This window comes from Pseudomonas sp. PDNC002 (genome assembly GCF_016919445.1).
Classification (GTDB): Bacteria; Pseudomonadota; Gammaproteobacteria; order Pseudomonadales; family Pseudomonadaceae; genus Pseudomonas.
The window spans coordinates 4,163,561-4,180,084 of record NZ_CP070356.1; the positions used below are offsets into that span (position 1 = coordinate 4,163,561).

Consider the following 16,524-nt stretch of genomic DNA (forward strand, 5'->3'; position numbering starts at 1 on the left):
TCGTGGCATTACGACGAGTAACTGGAATGGAGAAATACCAATGAAGCGTACGGGAAGATGGTTATCGCGGTTCGCCCTGGCGGCGACCGCGATAGTGGGGTGTTCGGTTGCCAGCGCCGCTGACAAGCCGAACATCCTGGTGATCTTCGGCGACGATATCGGGCAGACCAATATCAGCGCCTATGCCTTCGGCGTGGTGGGTTACCAGACGCCGAACATCGATCGCATCGCCAAGGAAGGCATGATGTTCACCGACTACTATGCGGAGAACAGCTGTACCGCGGGTCGATCCACCTTCATCACCGGCCAGACGATTCTGCGCACCGGCCTCTCCAAGGTGGGGATGCCCGGCGTGCCAGTCGGCCTGCAGGACCGCGACGTTACCATCGCGCAGGCGCTGAAATCGCACGGCTACGCCACCGGCCAGTTCGGCAAGAACCACCTGGGCGACCGGGATGAATACCTGCCCACCAAGCATGGTTTCGACGAGTTCTTCGGCAACCTCTACCACCTCAATGCCGAGGAAGAGCCGGAGCGCCCGTACTGGCCGAAAGACGACGAGGCCTTCACCAAGGCCGCTTCGCCCCGTGGCGTGCTGAAGGCCACCGCCGACGGCAAGATCGAGGATACCGGCGCGCTGAACAGCAAGCGCATGGAAACCATCGATGACGACACCACCCAGGCCGCCATCAACTTCATCGACAAGCAGGTCAAGGCGGACAAGCCGTTCTTCGTCTGGATGAACACCACGCGCATGCACGCCTTCACCCACGTGCGCGAATCCATGCAGGGGCAGAGCGGCATGCCAGGCAACGAGTACGCCGACGGCATGCTCGAGCACGATGGCGACGTCGGCAAGCTGCTCAAGGCCGTGGATGACCTGAAGATCGCCGACAACACCATCGTCATCTACACCACCGACAACGGGCCGAACCAGTGGTCCTGGCCGGATGCGGCGACGACTCCGTTCCGTAACGAGAAGAACTCCAACTGGGAGGGTGCCTACCGGGTGCCTGCGATGATCCGCTGGCCGAACCACATCAAGCCGGGCAGCGTCTCCACCCAGATGTTCTCCGGGCTGGACTGGTTCCCGACCCTGCTGGCCGCCATCGGCGACACCGACATCAAGGAGCGTCTGCTCAAGGGCGCCGACGTCGGCGGGAAGAACTTCAAGGTGCACCTGGACGGCTTCAACCAGCTGGATTACCTGACCGGCAAGACCGACAAGGGGGCGCGCAGCGAGTTCTACTACTTCAACGACGACGCGGAGCTGGTGGGCATGCGCTTCAATGACTGGAAGATCGTCTGGTGCGAACAGCGCGCGCCAGGTGGCCTCCAGGTCTGGAGCGAACCGTTCACCTGCCTGCGGGTGCCCAAGCTGTTCAACTTGCGCATGGACCCCTACGAGCGGGCGGACGTGGTCTCCGACCAGTACTACGACTGGCTGACCAAGAACGACTACCTGCTGTTCCAGGGGACGCAGAAGGCGGCGAAGTTCCTCCAGACCTTCGTCGACTACCCGCCGAGCCAACGTCCGGCGAGCTTCAGCATCGATCAGATCCGCAAGGATGTGGACGCGAAGATCGAAGCGAAGATGAAGCAGGGCGCCAAATAGTGGTTGTCACACCGGACGCCAGCTCTCTGGCGTCCACTTCCGAGCCTGCGGTGGTGCTGCCGCCGCAGGCTTTCCTTGGCAAGACAAGGCTGTCCCGATGCCACCAGCTGTCACGACTTCGCGTATGAGCCGTCGCCAGGCGCTAGCCGAATCGGTTTCCCCCCACACCCGACTCTCGATGCTGATACCCGCTTTGCTGCTGTTCGCCTCTGGCGGCGCGGCGCTGGTGTTCCAGGTCCTCTGGGTCAAGCAGCTTTCCCTGGTGGTCGGCGTCGAGGTCTATGCCGTCACCACCGCCATCAGCGCCTTCTTCGCCGGCCTGGCCCTGGGCGGGCTGGCGTTTGGCCGCTGGGCAGACCGTCTGGCGCGCCCCGTCCGTCTGTACGCCGGGCTGGAGGTATTGGTGGGCGTGCTGAGCGTCGCCGCCACCTTCCTGCTGGCACATGCCGCCGGCCCCTTTGCGCGCCTGGAAGACAGCCTCGGCTGGCTCGCCTGGGCGCTGCCATTCGTGCTGGTCGGGCTGCCGGCATTCTTCATGGGCGGCACATTGCCGGTGCTGGTCCGCGCACTGGGGCCGACAGAGGGCGAAACGGCCCGCGCCGGCGGTGGCCTGTACGCGGCGAACACTGGCGGGGCGATCTGCGGGACCTTGCTCGCGGCGTTCGTCCTGTTGCCGGCCTTCGGCGTCCAGGGCAGCGCCTGGGTGGCCGCCGGACTGAACCTGCTGGCTGCCCTGGGAGCGCTGGCGGTACGGCGCGAACTTGCACCGCGGACGGCGGCGGTAGCGCCGGACGCCGCGCCGCGAAGCCCCGCCAGCCGCCTGGCGATTGCCTTGTACTGCCTCGCGGGCGGCGTGGCGCTGGGATACGAAGTGGTCTGGACGCAGTCGATCGTGCAGTTCATGAGCACCCGCACCTTCGCCTTCGCCGTGGTCCTGGCAACCTACCTGTGCGGATTGGTCCTGGGCAGCGCGCTTCATGCCCGGCGGGCGGACCGGATCCGTGATCCCTGGGGATTGTTCGGCCTGCTGATCGCCGCTGCCGGCCTGCTGGCCATCCTGCAGATCGCCGGCATCGGCCCCTGGCTGGTCGGCCTGCAATCGCGTGCCGAATGGCTGGTACTGGGCTGGGGCGGCGGCGAGCTGGCCGGCATGTGCGCACGCTTCCTGATCGCCGCGCTGTGCGTGGTGTTCCTGCCCACGACGCTGCTGGGCGCGGCATTCCCGCTCGCGCTGCGGCTGGCCGTGGATAGCCGCCACGTGGGGCGCGACGTTGGCGTCGTCGTGGCGCTCAATACCCTGGGCGGCATCGTTGGCGTGATGCTGACCGGTTTCGTACTGGTCCCCATGCTCGGTCTGGTGCGCACCCTGGCGGTACTTGCCGCGCTTGCCGCTTTCATCGGTGTTCTGGCCGCGTGGCGCGGCGAGCGGGTCGGCAAGGGGATGCGCCTGGGCATACTGGCCATTGCCGGCCTGACGATCACCTGCGGTGCGCTGACCTCGCCGCGGCACCTGGCCCAACTGATGCCGGGGGCGCGCAATGGCGAGATCACCTTCTACCAGGAAGGGCGTGGCGGCACCGTGGCGGTCGTGGAACAGGGCAGGGGACAGAACCGCTTCAGCCGCCTCTATATCCAGGGCGTCTCCAACACCGGAGACGCGATGCCTTCGCTGCGCTACATGCGTTTGCAGGCACTGTTGCCGCTGCTGATCCACAATGGCGAGCCGCGTTCGGCGCTGGTGATCGGCTTCGGCACCGGTATCACCGCCGGAGCCATGCTGCGCGTTGGCGCACTGGAGCGCCCCGTGGTCGCCGAACTGTTGCCCGAAGTGCTGGCCGCCGCGCCGCGCTTCAAGGGCACCTTCGACGCGATCCATGATCCGCGCCTGGATATCCGCCTGCGCGATGGCCGCCGCGAGCTGCTGCGCAGCGATGCGCGCTACGACATGATCACCCTGGAGCCGCCGCCCCCGTCCGCGGCCGGCGTGGTCAACCTCTACTCCCGCGAGTTCTACCAATTGGCCGCGAGCCGGCTGGAAGACCGCGGCATCGTCGCGCAATGGCTGCCGCTGCCGACGCAGAACGAGGAGGACAGCCGGGCCCTGGTGCGCAGCTTCATCGACGTATTCCCGCATGCCTCGCTGTGGACGACCGAGTTCCACGAAATGCTGCTGGTGGGATCGTTGCAACCGATCCAGCTGGACGTGCCGCGCATCCGTGAGCGCCTGGCGCAGCCGCAGGTCGGCGCGGCGCTGGCGGAAGTGGGCATCGACTCGACACAAGCGCTGCTGGCCACCTGGGTCACCGACCGGCAGGGCCTGGAGCGTTTCGCCGGTGACGTCGCGCCAGTGACCGATGATCAGCCACGCATCGAATACGCGCCCTGGGTGCGCAGCAAGGAAATCATTCGCGTATTGCCCACGCTGCTGGCACTGCGCAGCGAGCCCCCGCTGGTGAACGCGGAAGCGTCGATGCGTGGCGCGGTACACGATGAGTGGCTGCACCTGCGCCGCTTCTACGAACTGAGCCTGTCGGCCTACCGTGGCGACCGCGACGCCTGGGCGCGCAACGCCCGCGAAGTGGCCCGCGAAGACGGTGAAAATCCCTACTACCGCTGGTTCCTCGGCGAGCGCTGAGATCGCTGGGCAGGCCGGCTTTCTGCCTCGGCTCAGACGCTTGGCACCCCTGCTGGCAGGATGCGTCATGCCGGGGGCCGGATCGCCTGCGGGACAAGCAGGGATCGGTGCGGCCCCCGGCGACGGTGAATCGCGGGTCGACTGGCACGGTCGGGGCAGGCGGGCCTATCCTCATTCGTCGACTTCCGCTGCGGCACCCCGTCGCGCGCGCCCTTCGCCATTTCCCTGGAGACACGCATGAACCTGCATCTTTCCGACAAGCTCGCCCTGGTCAGCGGTTCGACCAAGGGCATCGGTTTCGCCATCGCCCAAGGCCTGGCCCGCGAAGGGGCAAACGTCATCATCAATGGCCGCAGCCAGGGCTCGGTGGACGAAGCACTGAACCGGCTGCGCGCGGGACAGGCGGACGCCAAGGTGGAAGGCTTCGCCGGTGACCTGTCGGACCCGCAGCAGATCGCCGCGCTGGTACAGCGTTTCCCGGCGGTGGACGTGCTGGTGAACAACCTGGGCATCTTCGATCCCAAGCCCTTCGAGGACATCCCAGATGAAGACTGGGTGCGTTTCCTCGACGTCAACCTGCTTTCCGGAGTACGCCTGTCCCGCGCCTACCTGCCGGGCATGAAGCAGAAGAACTGGGGGCGCGTCGTGTTCATCAGCAGCGAAAGCGGCTTGGTGATCCCCGTGGAAATGATCCATTACGGCGTCACCAAGACGGCCCAGCTCAGCCTGTCCCGCGGGCTGGCGGAAACCTGCGTCGGCACCGGGGTGACGGTGAACGCGGTACTGCCGGGGCCGACCGCGTCCGAAGGCGTCAGTGAGTTCGTCGACAAGCTGTCCGGCGGCCAGCCGTTCGAGGAGTTCGAGGCGGAGTTCTTCCGCAGCGCACGGCCCAGTTCACTGCTGCAGCGCTTCGCGCGCCCGGAGGAGGTGGCCAACCTGGTGGTCTACGTCTGTTCCGAAGCGTCCTCCGCCACCAATGGCGCGGCGCTGCGGGTGGACGGCGGCGTGGTGCGCTCGCCGTTCTGATTCAGTCGGCGCTGCGGCTCTCGAACTCCAGCCCCAGCGCCAGCTCCCCACATCCGAGCTGGCTCAGCCACTGTTGTGCCTTGGCGCCGGATAGATGCGCCTCCAGCTCGGCCTCGCTGGCCCAGCGGGTCGATACCTGCCAGCGGTCGGCGGCCAGCGCCCGCAGCTCGCCGGACTGGCAGCCGGGCTGCCGACGTACCTGTTCCAGCAGCTCACCCAGATAGGAACCCAGCGCGGTAGCCTGGCCGGGGAATGCCTGGACGCGGACGATGGCAATGGCGGACGGGGACATGGCGAGGCTCCTTTCTGCTGGCCGGATGAGGGGCCATTGGGCGCTGACGGTGCAATCCGGTAAAGGCCGGAACCAGCTTTCAAAACCGATGCTGAAAGGTTAAGGGCGCACCGCCTGCGCTTGAACCGCCAATTCCGGGGAAAACTCGCTGGCCAATTCCTACCCACTCCTGCCTGATCGGTCCGTGCTTGGGTCAGCCCTCCCCCTAACCCTGGCTGCGCGCCCCGCTCAGAGAGAGAGGGGACCGTACGGTGCAGGATGACACTCCAGCGTCAACCGGCACGATCAGCTCCCTCTCCCTGGGGAGAGGGCTGGGGTGAGGGGAAAGCATCGGCACGGGCTTCCCGAGAAAGACGGTTGCTCCTACGCCCCCTGGTGCTGCGCAGCGGTGCTCAGCCCAACTGCTGCAGCAGGTCGCGCACCTTGTCCAGCGCCGGGTCGATGTCCAGCGTGTCGATGGCGCCGAAGCCCAGGATCAGGCCTTCGCGCGGCGGCACGTGGTCATAGAAGGAGGCAAGCCCGTAGAGGCCGACGTCGACCTTGCGCGCCAGCTCCGCGAGCAGCGGCACCCTGACCGGCGTGCGGCACAGCGCGGTGAGGTGAAACCCGGCCACCGAGGGCACGGTCTCCAGCCAGGGCGCGAGATCGCCCTCCAGGCGCGCCAGGATTCGTTCGCGGCGCCCGGCATAGATGCCGTGGCAGCGGCGGATATGCTTGAGCAGGTAGCCTTCGGCGATGAACTTGGAAAGCGCCCATTGCGGCAGAGTCGAGCTGTGCCAGTCGGAAATCTGCCTGGCGCGTACCAGCGCCGGGAGCAGGTTCGGTGGAGGGATCAGATAACCCAGGCGCAGCTCCGGCAGCAGCACCTTGGAGAAGGTGCCGATGTAGGCCACCACGCCGTGGCGGTCCAGGCTCTGCAGGGCATCGGTGGGCCGGCCTTCGTAGCGGAACTCGCTGTCGTAGTCGTCCTCGATCACCAGCGCTCCCAGCTCCAGCGCTCGCGCCAGCAGCGCCTCGCGGCGTGCCGCACTCATCGGCATGCCCAGCGGGAACTGGTGCGAGGGCGTGGTGTAGATCATCCGCGTACCGTCGGGAATCAGGTCGACGCGGATGCCCTCGGCGTCCACCGGCACGCTGGCCACTTCCGCGCCCAAGGTCTGGAACAGCAGGCGCGCGGGGGTATAGCCGGGGTCCTCCATGGCCACCCGGTCGCCGGGGCGGAGCATCACCCGGGCGAGCAGGTCGAGCGCCTGTTGCGCGCCATTGCAGACGAGTACGTCGTCCAGCGTGCAGTTGACCCCACGCGCGTAGGCGATATGCCGGGCGATGCCATCGCGCAGCGGCGTGATGCCTTCGGGGCGGCTGTAATGCCCGCGGTGGCCGCTCATCTGACGCATCGCGTGGTTCACGCAGCGGCGCCATTCCTCCTGGGGAAATTGCAGCTGGGTGGAGGCACCGCCAATGAAGTCGGCGCGGGCCGTGCCCTCGTTGCCGGGATGGCTCAGGCGGGTATTGAGGTTGGCCCAGCGCTCGATGTTGTCCTGGCTGGCGAACCGTACGCCCTCGCGGCGACGGTCCGGGCGCGCGGCGCGGGTGTTGACGAAGGTGCCGCTGCCGATCTTGCCGACCAGCACGCCTTCATAGGTGAGCTGCGCGTAGGTGTCGGAAATGGTCTTGCGCGAGATGCCCAGTTGCTCGGCCAGCAGTCGGCTGGGCGGCAGGCGCGTGCCGGGGGCGAGCCGACCGGTGTCGATGGCTTCGCGCAACTGGCGATAGAGTTGACCGGCCAGGTCCTTCTGGCCATGGATGATCAGGTGCAGCTCCAAGGAAAGGCTCCGGCGGCTCGGGACTGATGGGCAAGCGTAGCGCCAGGGCGAAGGGACGGTGAAGCTGCGTGGTGGAAAAATTCCGAATTGGTCACCCGGCGGCGCAATCCCGGCGCGCACAATGGCGCGAAGCCTTTGCAGGAGCGTCGCCATGGAGCCTCGCCTGGATTACTACACCGCCTCGCCGGAAGCGCTGAAAGCGGTGTTGGCGCTGGAAGCCGCCATCTTCGAACTGTCCATCGAGAAGCCGCTGCTGGAACTGGTGCGCTTGCGTGTTTCCCAGGTGAACCACTGCGCCTTCTGCGCGGACATGCATGCGATGGAGGCGCGCCGCAATGGCGAGACCGAGCGGCGGTTGTTCGCCGTCAGTGTGTGGCGCGAGTCGCCATTCTTCAGCGAGCGTGAGCGCGCGGCGCTGGCCTGGTGCGAGGCGGTGACGCTGTTGTCCGAGTCCAAGGTGCCGCTGAACGTCTTCCAGTTCGCCCGCGAGCAGTTCAGCGAGCGCGAGCTGGTGGACCTGACCGTCGCCATTGGCGCGATCAATGTCTGGAACCGTTTGGGCGTTTCCTTCCGCCAGCAGCCGCCGGCGTAACTGGTTCGGTCATCTTTTGTAGGAGCGAGCTTGCTCGCGAACGGATTTACCGGCAGCCACTATGTTGATGCTGTTCGCGAGCAAGCTCGCTCCTACAGGAACCACGACGTAGTGGCAGGCAGAACAGTGCGCCCATCAGCAGCGCGCTGGCTGCGGCGGCGAGGGCAGGTATGAAGCTGCCGGTCATGCCGCGCAGGGCACTGGCGGCCAGAGGGCCGACGATCTGCCCGACACCGTAGAGCGCCGTCATGGCCGCGAGGATGTTGAAACGGACCTGACTGGCCACTGCGCGAGCGGCGGGCATGGCGATAGTCACCGTGCCCATGAAGCTGCCGCCGACGAGCACCGCGCTGCCCAGATAGAGGAAAGCGGAGTCGCCCAGCGCCGGCAGCATCACGCCCACCGCCTGGACGAAGAGGTTGAGGGCCAGCGCCACGCGGCTGCCCAGGCGCAGGTGCAGTCGGTGCCAGAGGAAGCACGAGGGCGCCGCGCCCAGACCGAACGCGGCCCAGACCTGGAGCGGATCGATGGCGCCCAGGCCGCTCTTCATCAGCAGCGGCAGGTAGGTGGCGGTGATGATGTAGCCGAACCCGGCCAGACCGTAGACCAGCAGGATGATCTGCGCGGACAGCGCCGGTGCCTGTGCTGGATTGTGCTCCGTCGAGGGTGTGGTTTTGCCTTCCGGCCGGCGCAATGCCGGAGCGGCCAGCAGCGACAGCACCAGTCCGGCCAGCGCCAGCACGCACCAGATCGCGGCGCTGCCCAGGCCGAACGTGTTGCCGGCGGCGATCAGCTCGGCGGAGAGCAGGATGCCCACGCCAACGCCGGCGAACATCATCGGCGCACCGTGGGTTTCCCCCATGCTCTGCAACAGCCATTGTGCGGCGCCGACCAGGGCCATGGCGCTGAGGACGCCGGCGAGCAGGCGCACGCCGATGGCGAACCCGGCGGGTGCCGGAATCGCCATGGCGGCCAAGGTGACCAGCGTTCCGACGAGCGCCACTATGCAGATGCGCGCGGCATGTCGCTCATGACTGCGGGCCAATAGCAGGGCGCCGAGCAGGTAGCCGGCGTAGTTCGCCGATGCAGCCAGGGAGCCGCCTGCAATGCTGAGCACGCCATCGCGCACCATCAGCGGATAGAGCCCGGTGAAGGCGAAGCGGCCGAAGCCCATGCCTACCGCCAGGATAAGGGCCGCCGAGAAGGCGGCAGGCAGACGGCGCGTGTGGTTCATGGGCGGGCCTCCAGGGTTTCCCGCCAGCGCTGGAAGGCGCCGGTGGCGTAGCCTTCGCGCCAGATCAGCAGGGTATCCACTTCCACCAGCGGCACCACTTGCAGGTCCGGCATTTCCCGCTGCAGTTCCAGCACCGAGCGCGGCAGCACGCCGATGCACGATCCGGCGTTCACGCACGCGAGGATGCCGTGGTAGGAGCCCACTTCCTGCACTGCCAGCGGGGCGCCTTTCAACCAGTTTTCGGCCAACTGGCGGTAGGTACAGCCACGGCTGAAGCAGGCCAGGGTGCGGATCGTCACCTCCTCAGGCTTGTTCACCGGCGCGTGATTGCCCGGCAGCACCAGCAGCAGTTCTTCTCGGAATACCGGTTCGGCGCGCAGGCCGCGTTCCAGCCTGGATTCGAAGCCGGGCTCGGTGTGGAGGATGTCCGGATGGGCGATCAGCGCGCAGTCCAACTGGCGGTTCAGCACTTCGCCCAGCAGCCTCTGGCTGTGTCCGGTGCTCACATGCAGTTCCACCTCCGGGTAGGCGCGGTGGAAGCGCGCCAGCGGTTCGGGCAGGCGGCTGGCGGCGCTGGCTTCCATGCTGCCCAGGCGCAGGCTGCCGGTGGCGCTGTCCGGGTGCAGCGACTGCCGTGCCTCGCCGGCCAGGGCCAGCAATTGCTCGGCGTAGCGGAGGAATTCCCGGCCCTGGTCAGTCAGCGTCATGCGCTTGCCGTCGCGCAGGAAAAGCGCCGCGCCAAGATCGTCTTCGAGCTGGCGGATGCGTGTAGTGACGTTGGATTGCACGCGTTGCAGACGGGCGGCGGCACGGGTGACGCTTTGTTCCTCGGCCACGCAGCGGAAGATTTCCAGGCTGGAGAGGTCCATAAAGTATCTTCAAGAGAGAATATGTTGCGATGAATATTCTCTTTATGAGATTTTAAGTCAAGCAATAGCGGCCAAGCGGCGATTTCGCCGGCCCAGACGACGAGGACCCCGTCATGCGCATCACCGAACTGCTCGGCATCCAGCACCCCATCATCCAGGCGCCTATGGTTGGCGTGTCCACCCCGGCGCTGGCCGCGGCGGTGTCCAATGCCGGTGGCCTGGGGTCCATTGGCCTGGGCGCAAGTAACGTGACACAGGCCAGGGCGCTGCTGGAGCAGACCCGCGCACTGACCGACAAGCCGCTCAACCTCAACCTGTTCTGCCACCGCCCGGCCATCGCCGATCCAGCGCGCGAAGCCGCCTGGTTGGAGCACCTGCGCCCACTGTTCGCCGAGTTCGATGCGCAGCCGCCACAGCAGATCACCGAGATCTACCGCAGCTTCCTGGCCGATCCGGACATGCTGGAGTTCCTCATCGAGGCGCGCCCAGCTGTGGTCAGCTTCCACTTCGGCTTGCCGCCGCAGAGCTGGATCGACCGCCTGAAAGCCGCCGGCATCCGTCTGCTGGCCACCGCCACCTGCCTGGAGGAAGGCCGTGCCATCGAGGCGGCGGGCATCGACGCGATCGTCGCTCAGGGCTATGAAGCCGGTGGTCACCGGGGCGTGTTCGAGCCGGAGAAGGACGCGCGTATCGGCACCTTCGCGCTGGTCCGCACGCTGGTGAAAGGCACCGGCCTGCCGGTGATTGCGGCCGGCGGAGTCATGGATGGGCAGGGCATGCGTGCGGTGTTCGAACTGGGCGCGCAAGCCGTGCAGATGGGCACGGCGTTCATCTCTGCCGACGAATCCTCGGCCAACGCCGCATTCAAGGCGGCGCTGCGCGGTGAGCGAGGAGAGCGTACCGAGGTGACGGCGGCGATTTCCGGCCGCGCGGCTCGCGGGATGGTGAATCGGCTGTTCAGCGATGTCGGCAGTGCCGATGCGCCGGCGCTGCCGGACTATCCGATCACCTATGACGCGGCGAAAGCGCTGACTGCGGCAGCGACCGCCAAGGGCAACACGGACTTCGCCGTGCAATGGGCCGGGCAGGGCGCGCCGTTGTCGCGGGAGATGCCGGCGGCGGAGCTGGTGGCGACCCTCATGGCCGAGTTCCGCACCGGCGCAGACCTGTAGGAGCAACTGCCTTCTCGGAAGGCCGTACCAACCCATGCCCTCACCCCAACCCTCTCCCGAAGGGAGAGGGGGCAGTCCTAGCCTACTGACGCCAAGGTTTCATCCTGCGCCTAACGGTCCCCTCTCCCCTGGGAGAGGGCTAGGGTGAGGGCAGGCCGAGCGCAGGGCTATCTCGTAGAGGCGGACCTTGTCCGCGAATCTCTCTTGTGAATCGCCCGTCTGTTGGCCAACTCGCGGTGGATAACGCTGGCGCGTTACGCACCCTACAAGAGCACCGGCCTCAACGGGCACTGATGGCGGTGGCGGGCTTCTCCCGCGGACGCCACAGCTCGGCGAGCAGCACGCCGCCCAGGATCAGCGCGCCGCCGATCAGGTGGTAGCTGGTCAACTGCTCGCCCAGCACCACGGCGGCGATGGCGGCGGTGATCACCGGCAGCAGGTTGAAGAACAGTGCCATGCGGCTCGGGCCCATGCGCGCCACGCCCTGCATCCAGGCCAGCGCGCCGACGATGGACGCCAGCAGCCCGGCGTAGAGCACCAGCGGCAGGTTGGCAGCGCTCAGGCCGTAATGCGGCGAGGCGATATAGAGCGGCGCCAGCGCGAGGATGGCCACCAGCACTTGCAGGTAGAGCATCAGCAGCGGCGGCAGTGGCAGGTTCCACTTCTTCAGCAGTACGCCATACACGCCGTAGGCCAGCGTGGCGACGATCATCATGCCGTCGCCCAGGTTCACACCGTGGCTGATCAGTTGCTGCGGATTGCCCTGGGTGATCACCAGCAGCACACCGCCCAGTGAGACCAGCGCCCCCAGCAGCGCAGCGAGGCTCAGCTTGTGGCGCAGCAGTACCGACGCCAGCGCGAGGGACATCAGCGGCATCAGCGACAGGATGATGCCCATGTTGGTCGCCGAGGTCAGCGCGGCGGCGTAGTAAGCCAGGCATTGATAGACGGCCATGCCGAGCAGGCCGAGGGTGACGATCTTGCCCAGGTTGGCGCGGATCACCGGCCAATGGGCGAGGGTGGCGCGCAGCAGGAAAGGAGTCAGCAACGCACCGGCCAGCAGCCAGCGGTAGAAGCCGATCTCCGCCGGGGCGATCTGCCCTACGGCGAGCTTGTTGACGACGGTGTTGCCGGACCAGATGACCACGGCCAGCAGGGGGAACAGGTAATTCATGGGATTCTTGCGGGTCTCAAAGTGACGTCGGAGTGGTTGCTTTGCCCCTCTCCCCAGCCCTCTCCCTGAAGGGAGAGGGAGCCGTTCGGCGCTCAGCTATTTTGCGGAGCCAGCTGGCTGGGTATATAGCCACTCGACCACTCGGGACTTCCTTTGGAGCGGGGCGCGTAGCCAGGGCTGGGGAGAGGGTGCTCCACAGATGGCACCCATTTTCGCCTCGTCCGAATCCAGACGTATAATGAAAAACGGACAATCCACCCCGGCTTTCGGACATGACCCGCGTACTGCCGCTCCCGCTTCCCGACACTGACCGGCTGCCCGCCGACCTCTACTTCCGCTACGACGAATTCGACGCTGGCACCCATTCGCCCAGCCATCGCCACGCCTGGGGCCAGCTCAACTATGCGTCCCACGGTGTGATGGAGCTGGAGGTGGACGGCCAGCGCTTCCTCTCGCCGCCGCAGTACGCCGTGTGGGTGCCGCCGGGGCGCGAGCACAGTTGCTATAACCGCCAGGCCATCGTCTACCGCTCGCTGTACGTGTCCGCCGAACTGGCGCGCAAGCTGCCGCAGAACCCCTGCACCCTGGCGATCAGCGACATCCTCAAGGCGATCCTTTCCGACTTCGCCGCACGAGAGGTGAACATCCCGCAGAGCGCGGCGGATCAGCGCCTGGCCGAAGTGGTGATGGACCAGTTGCAGGCCGCGCAGCCCCACGACGATTACCTGCCTTACGCCAGAGGCGGCGCGCTGGGTGAAGTGCTGGCCACGCTGCAGGCCGAGCCCGGCGACAACCGCACGCTCGCGCAATGGGCCGAACGCGTGCATAGCACCGAGCGCACCCTGGCGCGGGCCTGCCAGCGGGAGTTGGGAATGTCATTCGGCGAGTGGCGCCAGCGCCTGCGGTTTCTTGCCGCCATCGAGGCACTGGCATCGGGGGAAGGGGTACAGCAGATCGCCTTTAACCTGGGCTACAGCAGCCCTTCGGCGTTCATCGCGATGTTCCGGCGGCTGTCAGGTACTACGCCGGAGCAGTATCGCTCGACCTTCCGCGCCCTGGCGGCGGAAGGTTGAGGCGGCTTTCCAGGAAACTGCTCAGCGGCGGCCTTCTTCCAGGCCCTTGAGGGTCTTGCGGCAGTGGATCAGCGCGTCGCGCACCATGAAGTTCACCAGCGTCGGGGAGACGCCCAGTTCCTCGGCGATCTCCTTCTGCGTGCGGCCGTGCAGGCGGTACATCTCGAAGGCATAACGGGTGCGCTCGGGCAGCGTCTGCAGGGCGCTGGAGATGGCCTCCAGGGTCTGCCGGTCCTCGTGCTCCATTTCCGGTGACGCGGACGCCGTCGCGACGTGCATGCCTTCTTCCTCGCTACCGGAGTAGCGCTTCTCCAGCGCCTGGCGGCGATAGAGATCGATGGCCAGGTTGCGCACCACGCGCATCAGGTAGCCGCTCTGCGACTGGATGCCGGGGGTGAGGTCGCTCGCATTGAGCTTGATGTACGCATCGTGCACCACGTCTTCGGCATGGCTGCGGCAGCCGAGGATGCGTGCGGCCGCATTGATGAAGGTCTGCCGGTGGGTGGCGAACAGCTCGTGGAGAGCAGGGCGCGACTCGGCGGGCATTAGCTTGGACATGCAAGGTGTTCCTATGCGGCGGCGGAGGCGGGGACGTCCACATGGGTTGAGGCGGTCAATCTAGATCAAATGATAATTATTATCAATTTATTCGGAAGACTCCGACTATCGCTCTGGAACAGGGTTCCCACACAAGTGTGAAGTTTTTTCATTCGCATCCATTCGTCAGAACTCTCGACTTACAGGTGAAGGACAAGCCACGAAATTTCGCCGGCACATATCTTATGAGAATTAATCGCATCCGAGAACACTAACTATTTCATTGCCTCCCTCGTCTTCATGGCAGAGCTGGAAAAACTGGGTAATGGCCCAGCGCCGGCATCGCCATTTGGAGAGAGGAGAAGAGCAATGGCTTTCGATCGCGAAGACGCGGTTTACAAGGTGCTGGTCAACGGCGAAGAGCAGTACTCGCTGTGGCCTGACTACAAGGAAGTCCCGGCCGGCTGGCGCGAAGCCGGTCAACGCGGGAGCAAGGCCGAATGCCTGGCTTTCGTCGAGGCCAACTGGACCGACATGCGCCCGCTGAGCCTGCGGCAGAAGATGGACGGCCAGGCGGCGGGGCACTGACCCATGCTGCGTCTGTTCTGCCTGCCGTACTCCGGAGCCAGCGCCATGATCTATGCGCGCTGGAAGCGCCAATTGCCGGAATGGATCGAGGTCTGCCCGGTGGAGTTGCCCGGCCGTGGCCGGCGTTTCGCTGAAAGCCTGCAGACCGACCTGCGGGCCTTGGCCGGCCAGTTGGCCGACGAGATCGCCGGACGCCTGGATCAGCCCTACGCGCTGTTCGGCCACAGCCTTGGCGGCCTGCTGATCTTCGAGCTGGCCCATGCCCTGCGCGAACGTGGCCTGCCCATGCCCAAGGCGCTGTTCGCCTCGGCGGCCTCCGCGCCGTCGCGCCGCGACAGCCACCGCGAGCTGGCGGAAGAGCAGAGCGACGCGCAACTGATCGAGCGCATGCAGCGCCTGGGTGGCACCTCCGCGGCCGTCTTCGCCGATGCCGAGATGCTCGCCCTGACCCTCCCGGTGATGCGTGCCGACTTCCTGCTCTGCGGCCTCTACGACTATCGCCGCCGTCCGCAGTTATCGTGCCCGATCCATGTGTTCGGCGGCAAGGGTGACCGGCTGTCCGTCGAGTCGCTGTCGACCTGGCAGGACGAAACCTGCGCCGGCTTCTCCCTGGAGATGCTCGAAGGCGGCCACTTCTTCATCAACACCGACGAGGCGCGCCTGCTCGAGCTGATGCTCGGCCGCCTGCAGCAACCGGGGCAGCCGTCCAGCGCAGCGCTGGCCTGAGCGCCCCACGCGGAGAATCCAGATGCCCACGTCCACTCTGTTCGATATCGCTCCCCTGGCTGAAGCGCGTGGCGGCCTGCCGTTGCTGGTGCAGGCGCGCGGCGAGGGTATCGACCTGCTCGATGCCCTGGCCGAACTGCGCCCGCTGGTTGAAGAGCGTCTGCCGGTGTGCGCCGGCATCCTCTTCCGTGGTTTCCAGGCCGGCGCGGCGGAACGCTTCCGCGAGTTCGCCGCCGGCTTCGGCCATCCGCTGCTCAACTACGAGTTCGGTTCCACCCCGCGCAGCAACGTCACCAGCGGCGTGTACACCTCCACCGAATACCCGCCGCACCAGCACATCCCGCTGCACAACGAGCAGGCCTACACCCGCGAGTGGCCGATGAAGATCTGGTTCTACTGCGTGCAGGCCGCGCAGAGCGGCGGCGAGACCCCCATCGCCGACAGCCGTGAAATTTACCGCCGGGTGGACGAAGGCATCCGCCGCCGTTTTACCGAACGCGGGCTGATGTACACGCGCAACTTCGGCAACGGCCTGGACGTGGCCTGGGAGCAGGTGTTCAACAGCGACGACCCGGCCGTGGTCGAGGCCTACTGCAAGACCCACAAGATCGGCTGGGAGTGGAAGGAAGACGGCGAGCTGCGCACCCGCCAGGTCTGCCAGGCCGTCGCGCAACACCCGGTCACCCGCGACTGGGTCTGGTTCAACCAGGCACACCTGTTCCACGTCTCCAACCTGCCGCCGGAAGTACGCGAGAGCCTGCTGGAAATCGTCGACGAGGAAGACCTGCCGCGCAACGTCTACTACGGCGATGGCAGCCCCATCGAGCCCTCGGTACTCGACGAAGTGCGCGGCGTGCTGGAGGAGGCCAAGGTGAGTTTCCCCTGGTACAGCGGCGACGTGCTGATGCTCGACAACATGCTGGCGGCGCATGCGCGCTCGCCGTTCAGCGGGCCGCGCAAGGTAGTGGTGGCGATGGCGGAAGGGCATGGCGCGGATGCCTGAGTTTTCGGATGGCACGAACTACTCCCTCTCCCTCTGGGAGAGGGCGGGGGTGAGGGAAATGGCCGGGCACCGAAGTCGCCGGTAATCCCCTCACCCTAACCCTCTCCCAGGGGGAGAGGGGACTGATCGGAGCGAGTGATTGGTCACGGCACTCCGAACAAC

15 protein-coding genes are annotated in these 16,524 nt (G+C 66.4%); 9 read left to right on the forward strand and 6 right to left on the reverse strand.

The genetic code is table 11. The annotated features are described in order from the left end of the window. Positions 1–40 precede the first annotated feature (40 nt). The 3 genes from JVX91_RS19025 (at position 41) to JVX91_RS19035 (ending at position 5,276) form a co-directional block, all read left to right on the forward strand. The gene (locus JVX91_RS19025; RefSeq protein ID WP_205335726.1) at positions 41–1,615 is read left to right on the forward strand and encodes an arylsulfatase; all 1,575 of its coding nucleotides are present in this window, start codon (positions 41–43) and stop codon (positions 1,613–1,615) included. A gap of 124 nt (positions 1,616–1,739) precedes the next feature. Continuing rightward, entirely contained in the window at positions 1,740–4,250 is a 2,511-nt protein-coding gene (locus tag JVX91_RS19030; RefSeq protein WP_240201622.1) for a fused MFS/spermidine synthase, read from the forward strand. Positions 4,251–4,487: 237 nt separating this feature from the next. Beyond that, positions 4,488–5,276 carry an SDR family oxidoreductase gene (locus JVX91_RS19035; protein ID WP_205335727.1) on the forward strand — a complete coding sequence of 263 codons (789 nt, stop codon included), beginning with the start codon at positions 4,488–4,490 and terminating at the stop codon, positions 5,274–5,276. 1 nt (position 5,277) lies between these two features. On the opposite strand, the gene JVX91_RS19040 is transcribed toward JVX91_RS19035, so the two are convergent. Both JVX91_RS19040 and JVX91_RS19045 read right to left on the reverse strand, forming a co-directional pair. Then, the gene (locus JVX91_RS19040) at positions 5,278–5,568 is read right to left on the reverse strand and encodes an antibiotic biosynthesis monooxygenase family protein (protein WP_205335728.1); all 291 of its coding nucleotides are present in this window, start codon (positions 5,566–5,568) and stop codon (positions 5,278–5,280) included. A 392-nt stretch (positions 5,569–5,960) separates the two neighbouring features. Next, positions 5,961–7,394, reverse strand: coding sequence for a PLP-dependent aminotransferase family protein (locus JVX91_RS19045; RefSeq protein WP_205335729.1), 1,434 nt, complete (start codon positions 7,392–7,394; stop codon positions 5,961–5,963). A 151-nt stretch (positions 7,395–7,545) separates the two neighbouring features. On the opposite strand from JVX91_RS19045, the gene JVX91_RS19050 reads away from it, so the two are divergent. Further along, a complete protein-coding gene (locus JVX91_RS19050; RefSeq protein ID WP_205335730.1) occupies positions 7,546–7,986 on the forward strand; it encodes a carboxymuconolactone decarboxylase family protein in 441 nt (146 codons plus the stop codon). Positions 7,987–8,032: 46 nt separating this feature from the next. On the opposite strand, the gene JVX91_RS19055 is transcribed toward JVX91_RS19050, so the two are convergent. Continuing rightward, positions 8,033–9,220, reverse strand: a complete 1,188-nt coding sequence (locus JVX91_RS19055) for a YbfB/YjiJ family MFS transporter (RefSeq protein WP_205335731.1) — start codon at positions 9,218–9,220, stop codon at positions 8,033–8,035. Beyond that, positions 9,217–10,089, reverse strand: coding sequence for a LysR substrate-binding domain-containing protein (locus JVX91_RS19060; RefSeq protein WP_205335732.1), 873 nt, complete (start codon positions 10,087–10,089; stop codon positions 9,217–9,219). Before JVX91_RS19060 ends, JVX91_RS19055 begins: the two co-directional genes overlap by 4 nt. A 113-nt stretch (positions 10,090–10,202) precedes the next feature. Here JVX91_RS19060 and JVX91_RS19065 point away from each other — a divergent pair, with 113 nt between their 5' ends. Continuing rightward, positions 10,203–11,261 (forward strand): nitronate monooxygenase, encoded by a 1,059-nt coding sequence (locus JVX91_RS19065; RefSeq protein ID WP_205335733.1) that lies wholly within the window; start codon positions 10,203–10,205, stop codon positions 11,259–11,261. A gap of 280 nt (positions 11,262–11,541) precedes the next feature. Here the strand turns inward: JVX91_RS19065 and JVX91_RS19070 are convergent, their stop codons facing one another. Beyond that, positions 11,542–12,435: a DMT family transporter gene (locus JVX91_RS19070; protein ID WP_205335734.1), complete on the reverse strand. Its 894-nt coding sequence runs from the start codon at positions 12,433–12,435 to the stop codon at positions 11,542–11,544. Positions 12,436–12,707: 272 nt separating this feature from the next. Between JVX91_RS19070 and JVX91_RS19075 the strand changes: the two genes are divergently transcribed. Further along, positions 12,708–13,508: a helix-turn-helix transcriptional regulator gene (locus JVX91_RS19075; protein ID WP_205335735.1), complete on the forward strand. Its 801-nt coding sequence runs from the start codon at positions 12,708–12,710 to the stop codon at positions 13,506–13,508. A 21-nt stretch (positions 13,509–13,529) separates the two neighbouring features. Here JVX91_RS19075 and JVX91_RS19080 read toward each other — a convergent pair whose 3' ends face one another. After that, positions 13,530–14,066 (reverse strand): RNA polymerase factor sigma-70, encoded by a 537-nt coding sequence (locus JVX91_RS19080; protein WP_205335736.1) that lies wholly within the window; start codon positions 14,064–14,066, stop codon positions 13,530–13,532. A gap of 348 nt (positions 14,067–14,414) precedes the next feature. Here JVX91_RS19080 and JVX91_RS19085 point away from each other — a divergent pair, with 348 nt between their 5' ends. Genes JVX91_RS19085 through JVX91_RS19095 form a run of 3 tightly spaced genes read left to right on the forward strand, consistent with a single transcriptional unit; the run spans position 14,415 to position 16,362 of the window. Beyond that, a complete protein-coding gene (locus tag JVX91_RS19085; protein ID WP_205335737.1) occupies positions 14,415–14,633 on the forward strand; it encodes an MbtH family protein in 219 nt (72 codons plus the stop codon). 3 nt (positions 14,634–14,636) lie between these two features. Then, positions 14,637–15,359 (forward strand): alpha/beta fold hydrolase, encoded by a 723-nt coding sequence (locus JVX91_RS19090; RefSeq protein ID WP_205335738.1) that lies wholly within the window; start codon positions 14,637–14,639, stop codon positions 15,357–15,359. A gap of 22 nt (positions 15,360–15,381) precedes the next feature. Next, positions 15,382–16,362 (forward strand): TauD/TfdA family dioxygenase, encoded by a 981-nt coding sequence (locus tag JVX91_RS19095; protein WP_205335739.1) that lies wholly within the window; start codon positions 15,382–15,384, stop codon positions 16,360–16,362. Positions 16,363–16,524 lie beyond the last annotated feature (162 nt).

Bases quoted from the DNA above. Each gene is read 5' to 3' on its own strand.
- JVX91_RS19025 (WP_205335726.1), top strand. From the start codon at position 41: ATGAAGCGTACGGGAAGATGGTTATCGCGGTTCGCCCTGGCGGCGACC.
- JVX91_RS19030 (WP_240201622.1), top strand. From the start codon at position 1,740: ATGAGCCGTCGCCAGGCGCTAGCCGAATCGGTTTCCCCCCACACCCGA.
- JVX91_RS19035 (WP_205335727.1), top strand. From the start codon at position 4,488: ATGAACCTGCATCTTTCCGACAAGCTCGCCCTGGTCAGCGGTTCGACC.
- JVX91_RS19040 (WP_205335728.1), bottom strand. From the start codon at position 5,568: ATGTCCCCGTCCGCCATTGCCATCGTCCGCGTCCAGGCATTCCCCGGC.
- JVX91_RS19050 (WP_205335730.1), top strand. From the start codon at position 7,546: ATGGAGCCTCGCCTGGATTACTACACCGCCTCGCCGGAAGCGCTGAAA.
- JVX91_RS19055 (WP_205335731.1), bottom strand. From the start codon at position 9,220: ATGAACCACACGCGCCGTCTGCCTGCCGCCTTCTCGGCGGCCCTTATC.
- JVX91_RS19060 (WP_205335732.1), bottom strand. From the start codon at position 10,089: ATGGACCTCTCCAGCCTGGAAATCTTCCGCTGCGTGGCCGAGGAACAA.
- JVX91_RS19065 (WP_205335733.1), top strand. From the start codon at position 10,203: ATGCGCATCACCGAACTGCTCGGCATCCAGCACCCCATCATCCAGGCG.
- JVX91_RS19070 (WP_205335734.1), bottom strand. From the start codon at position 12,435: ATGAATTACCTGTTCCCCCTGCTGGCCGTGGTCATCTGGTCCGGCAAC.
- JVX91_RS19075 (WP_205335735.1), top strand. From the start codon at position 12,708: ATGACCCGCGTACTGCCGCTCCCGCTTCCCGACACTGACCGGCTGCCC.
- JVX91_RS19080 (WP_205335736.1), bottom strand. From the start codon at position 14,066: ATGTCCAAGCTAATGCCCGCCGAGTCGCGCCCTGCTCTCCACGAGCTG.
- JVX91_RS19085 (WP_205335737.1), top strand. From the start codon at position 14,415: ATGGCTTTCGATCGCGAAGACGCGGTTTACAAGGTGCTGGTCAACGGC.
- JVX91_RS19090 (WP_205335738.1), top strand. From the start codon at position 14,637: ATGCTGCGTCTGTTCTGCCTGCCGTACTCCGGAGCCAGCGCCATGATC.
- JVX91_RS19095 (WP_205335739.1), top strand. From the start codon at position 15,382: ATGCCCACGTCCACTCTGTTCGATATCGCTCCCCTGGCTGAAGCGCGT.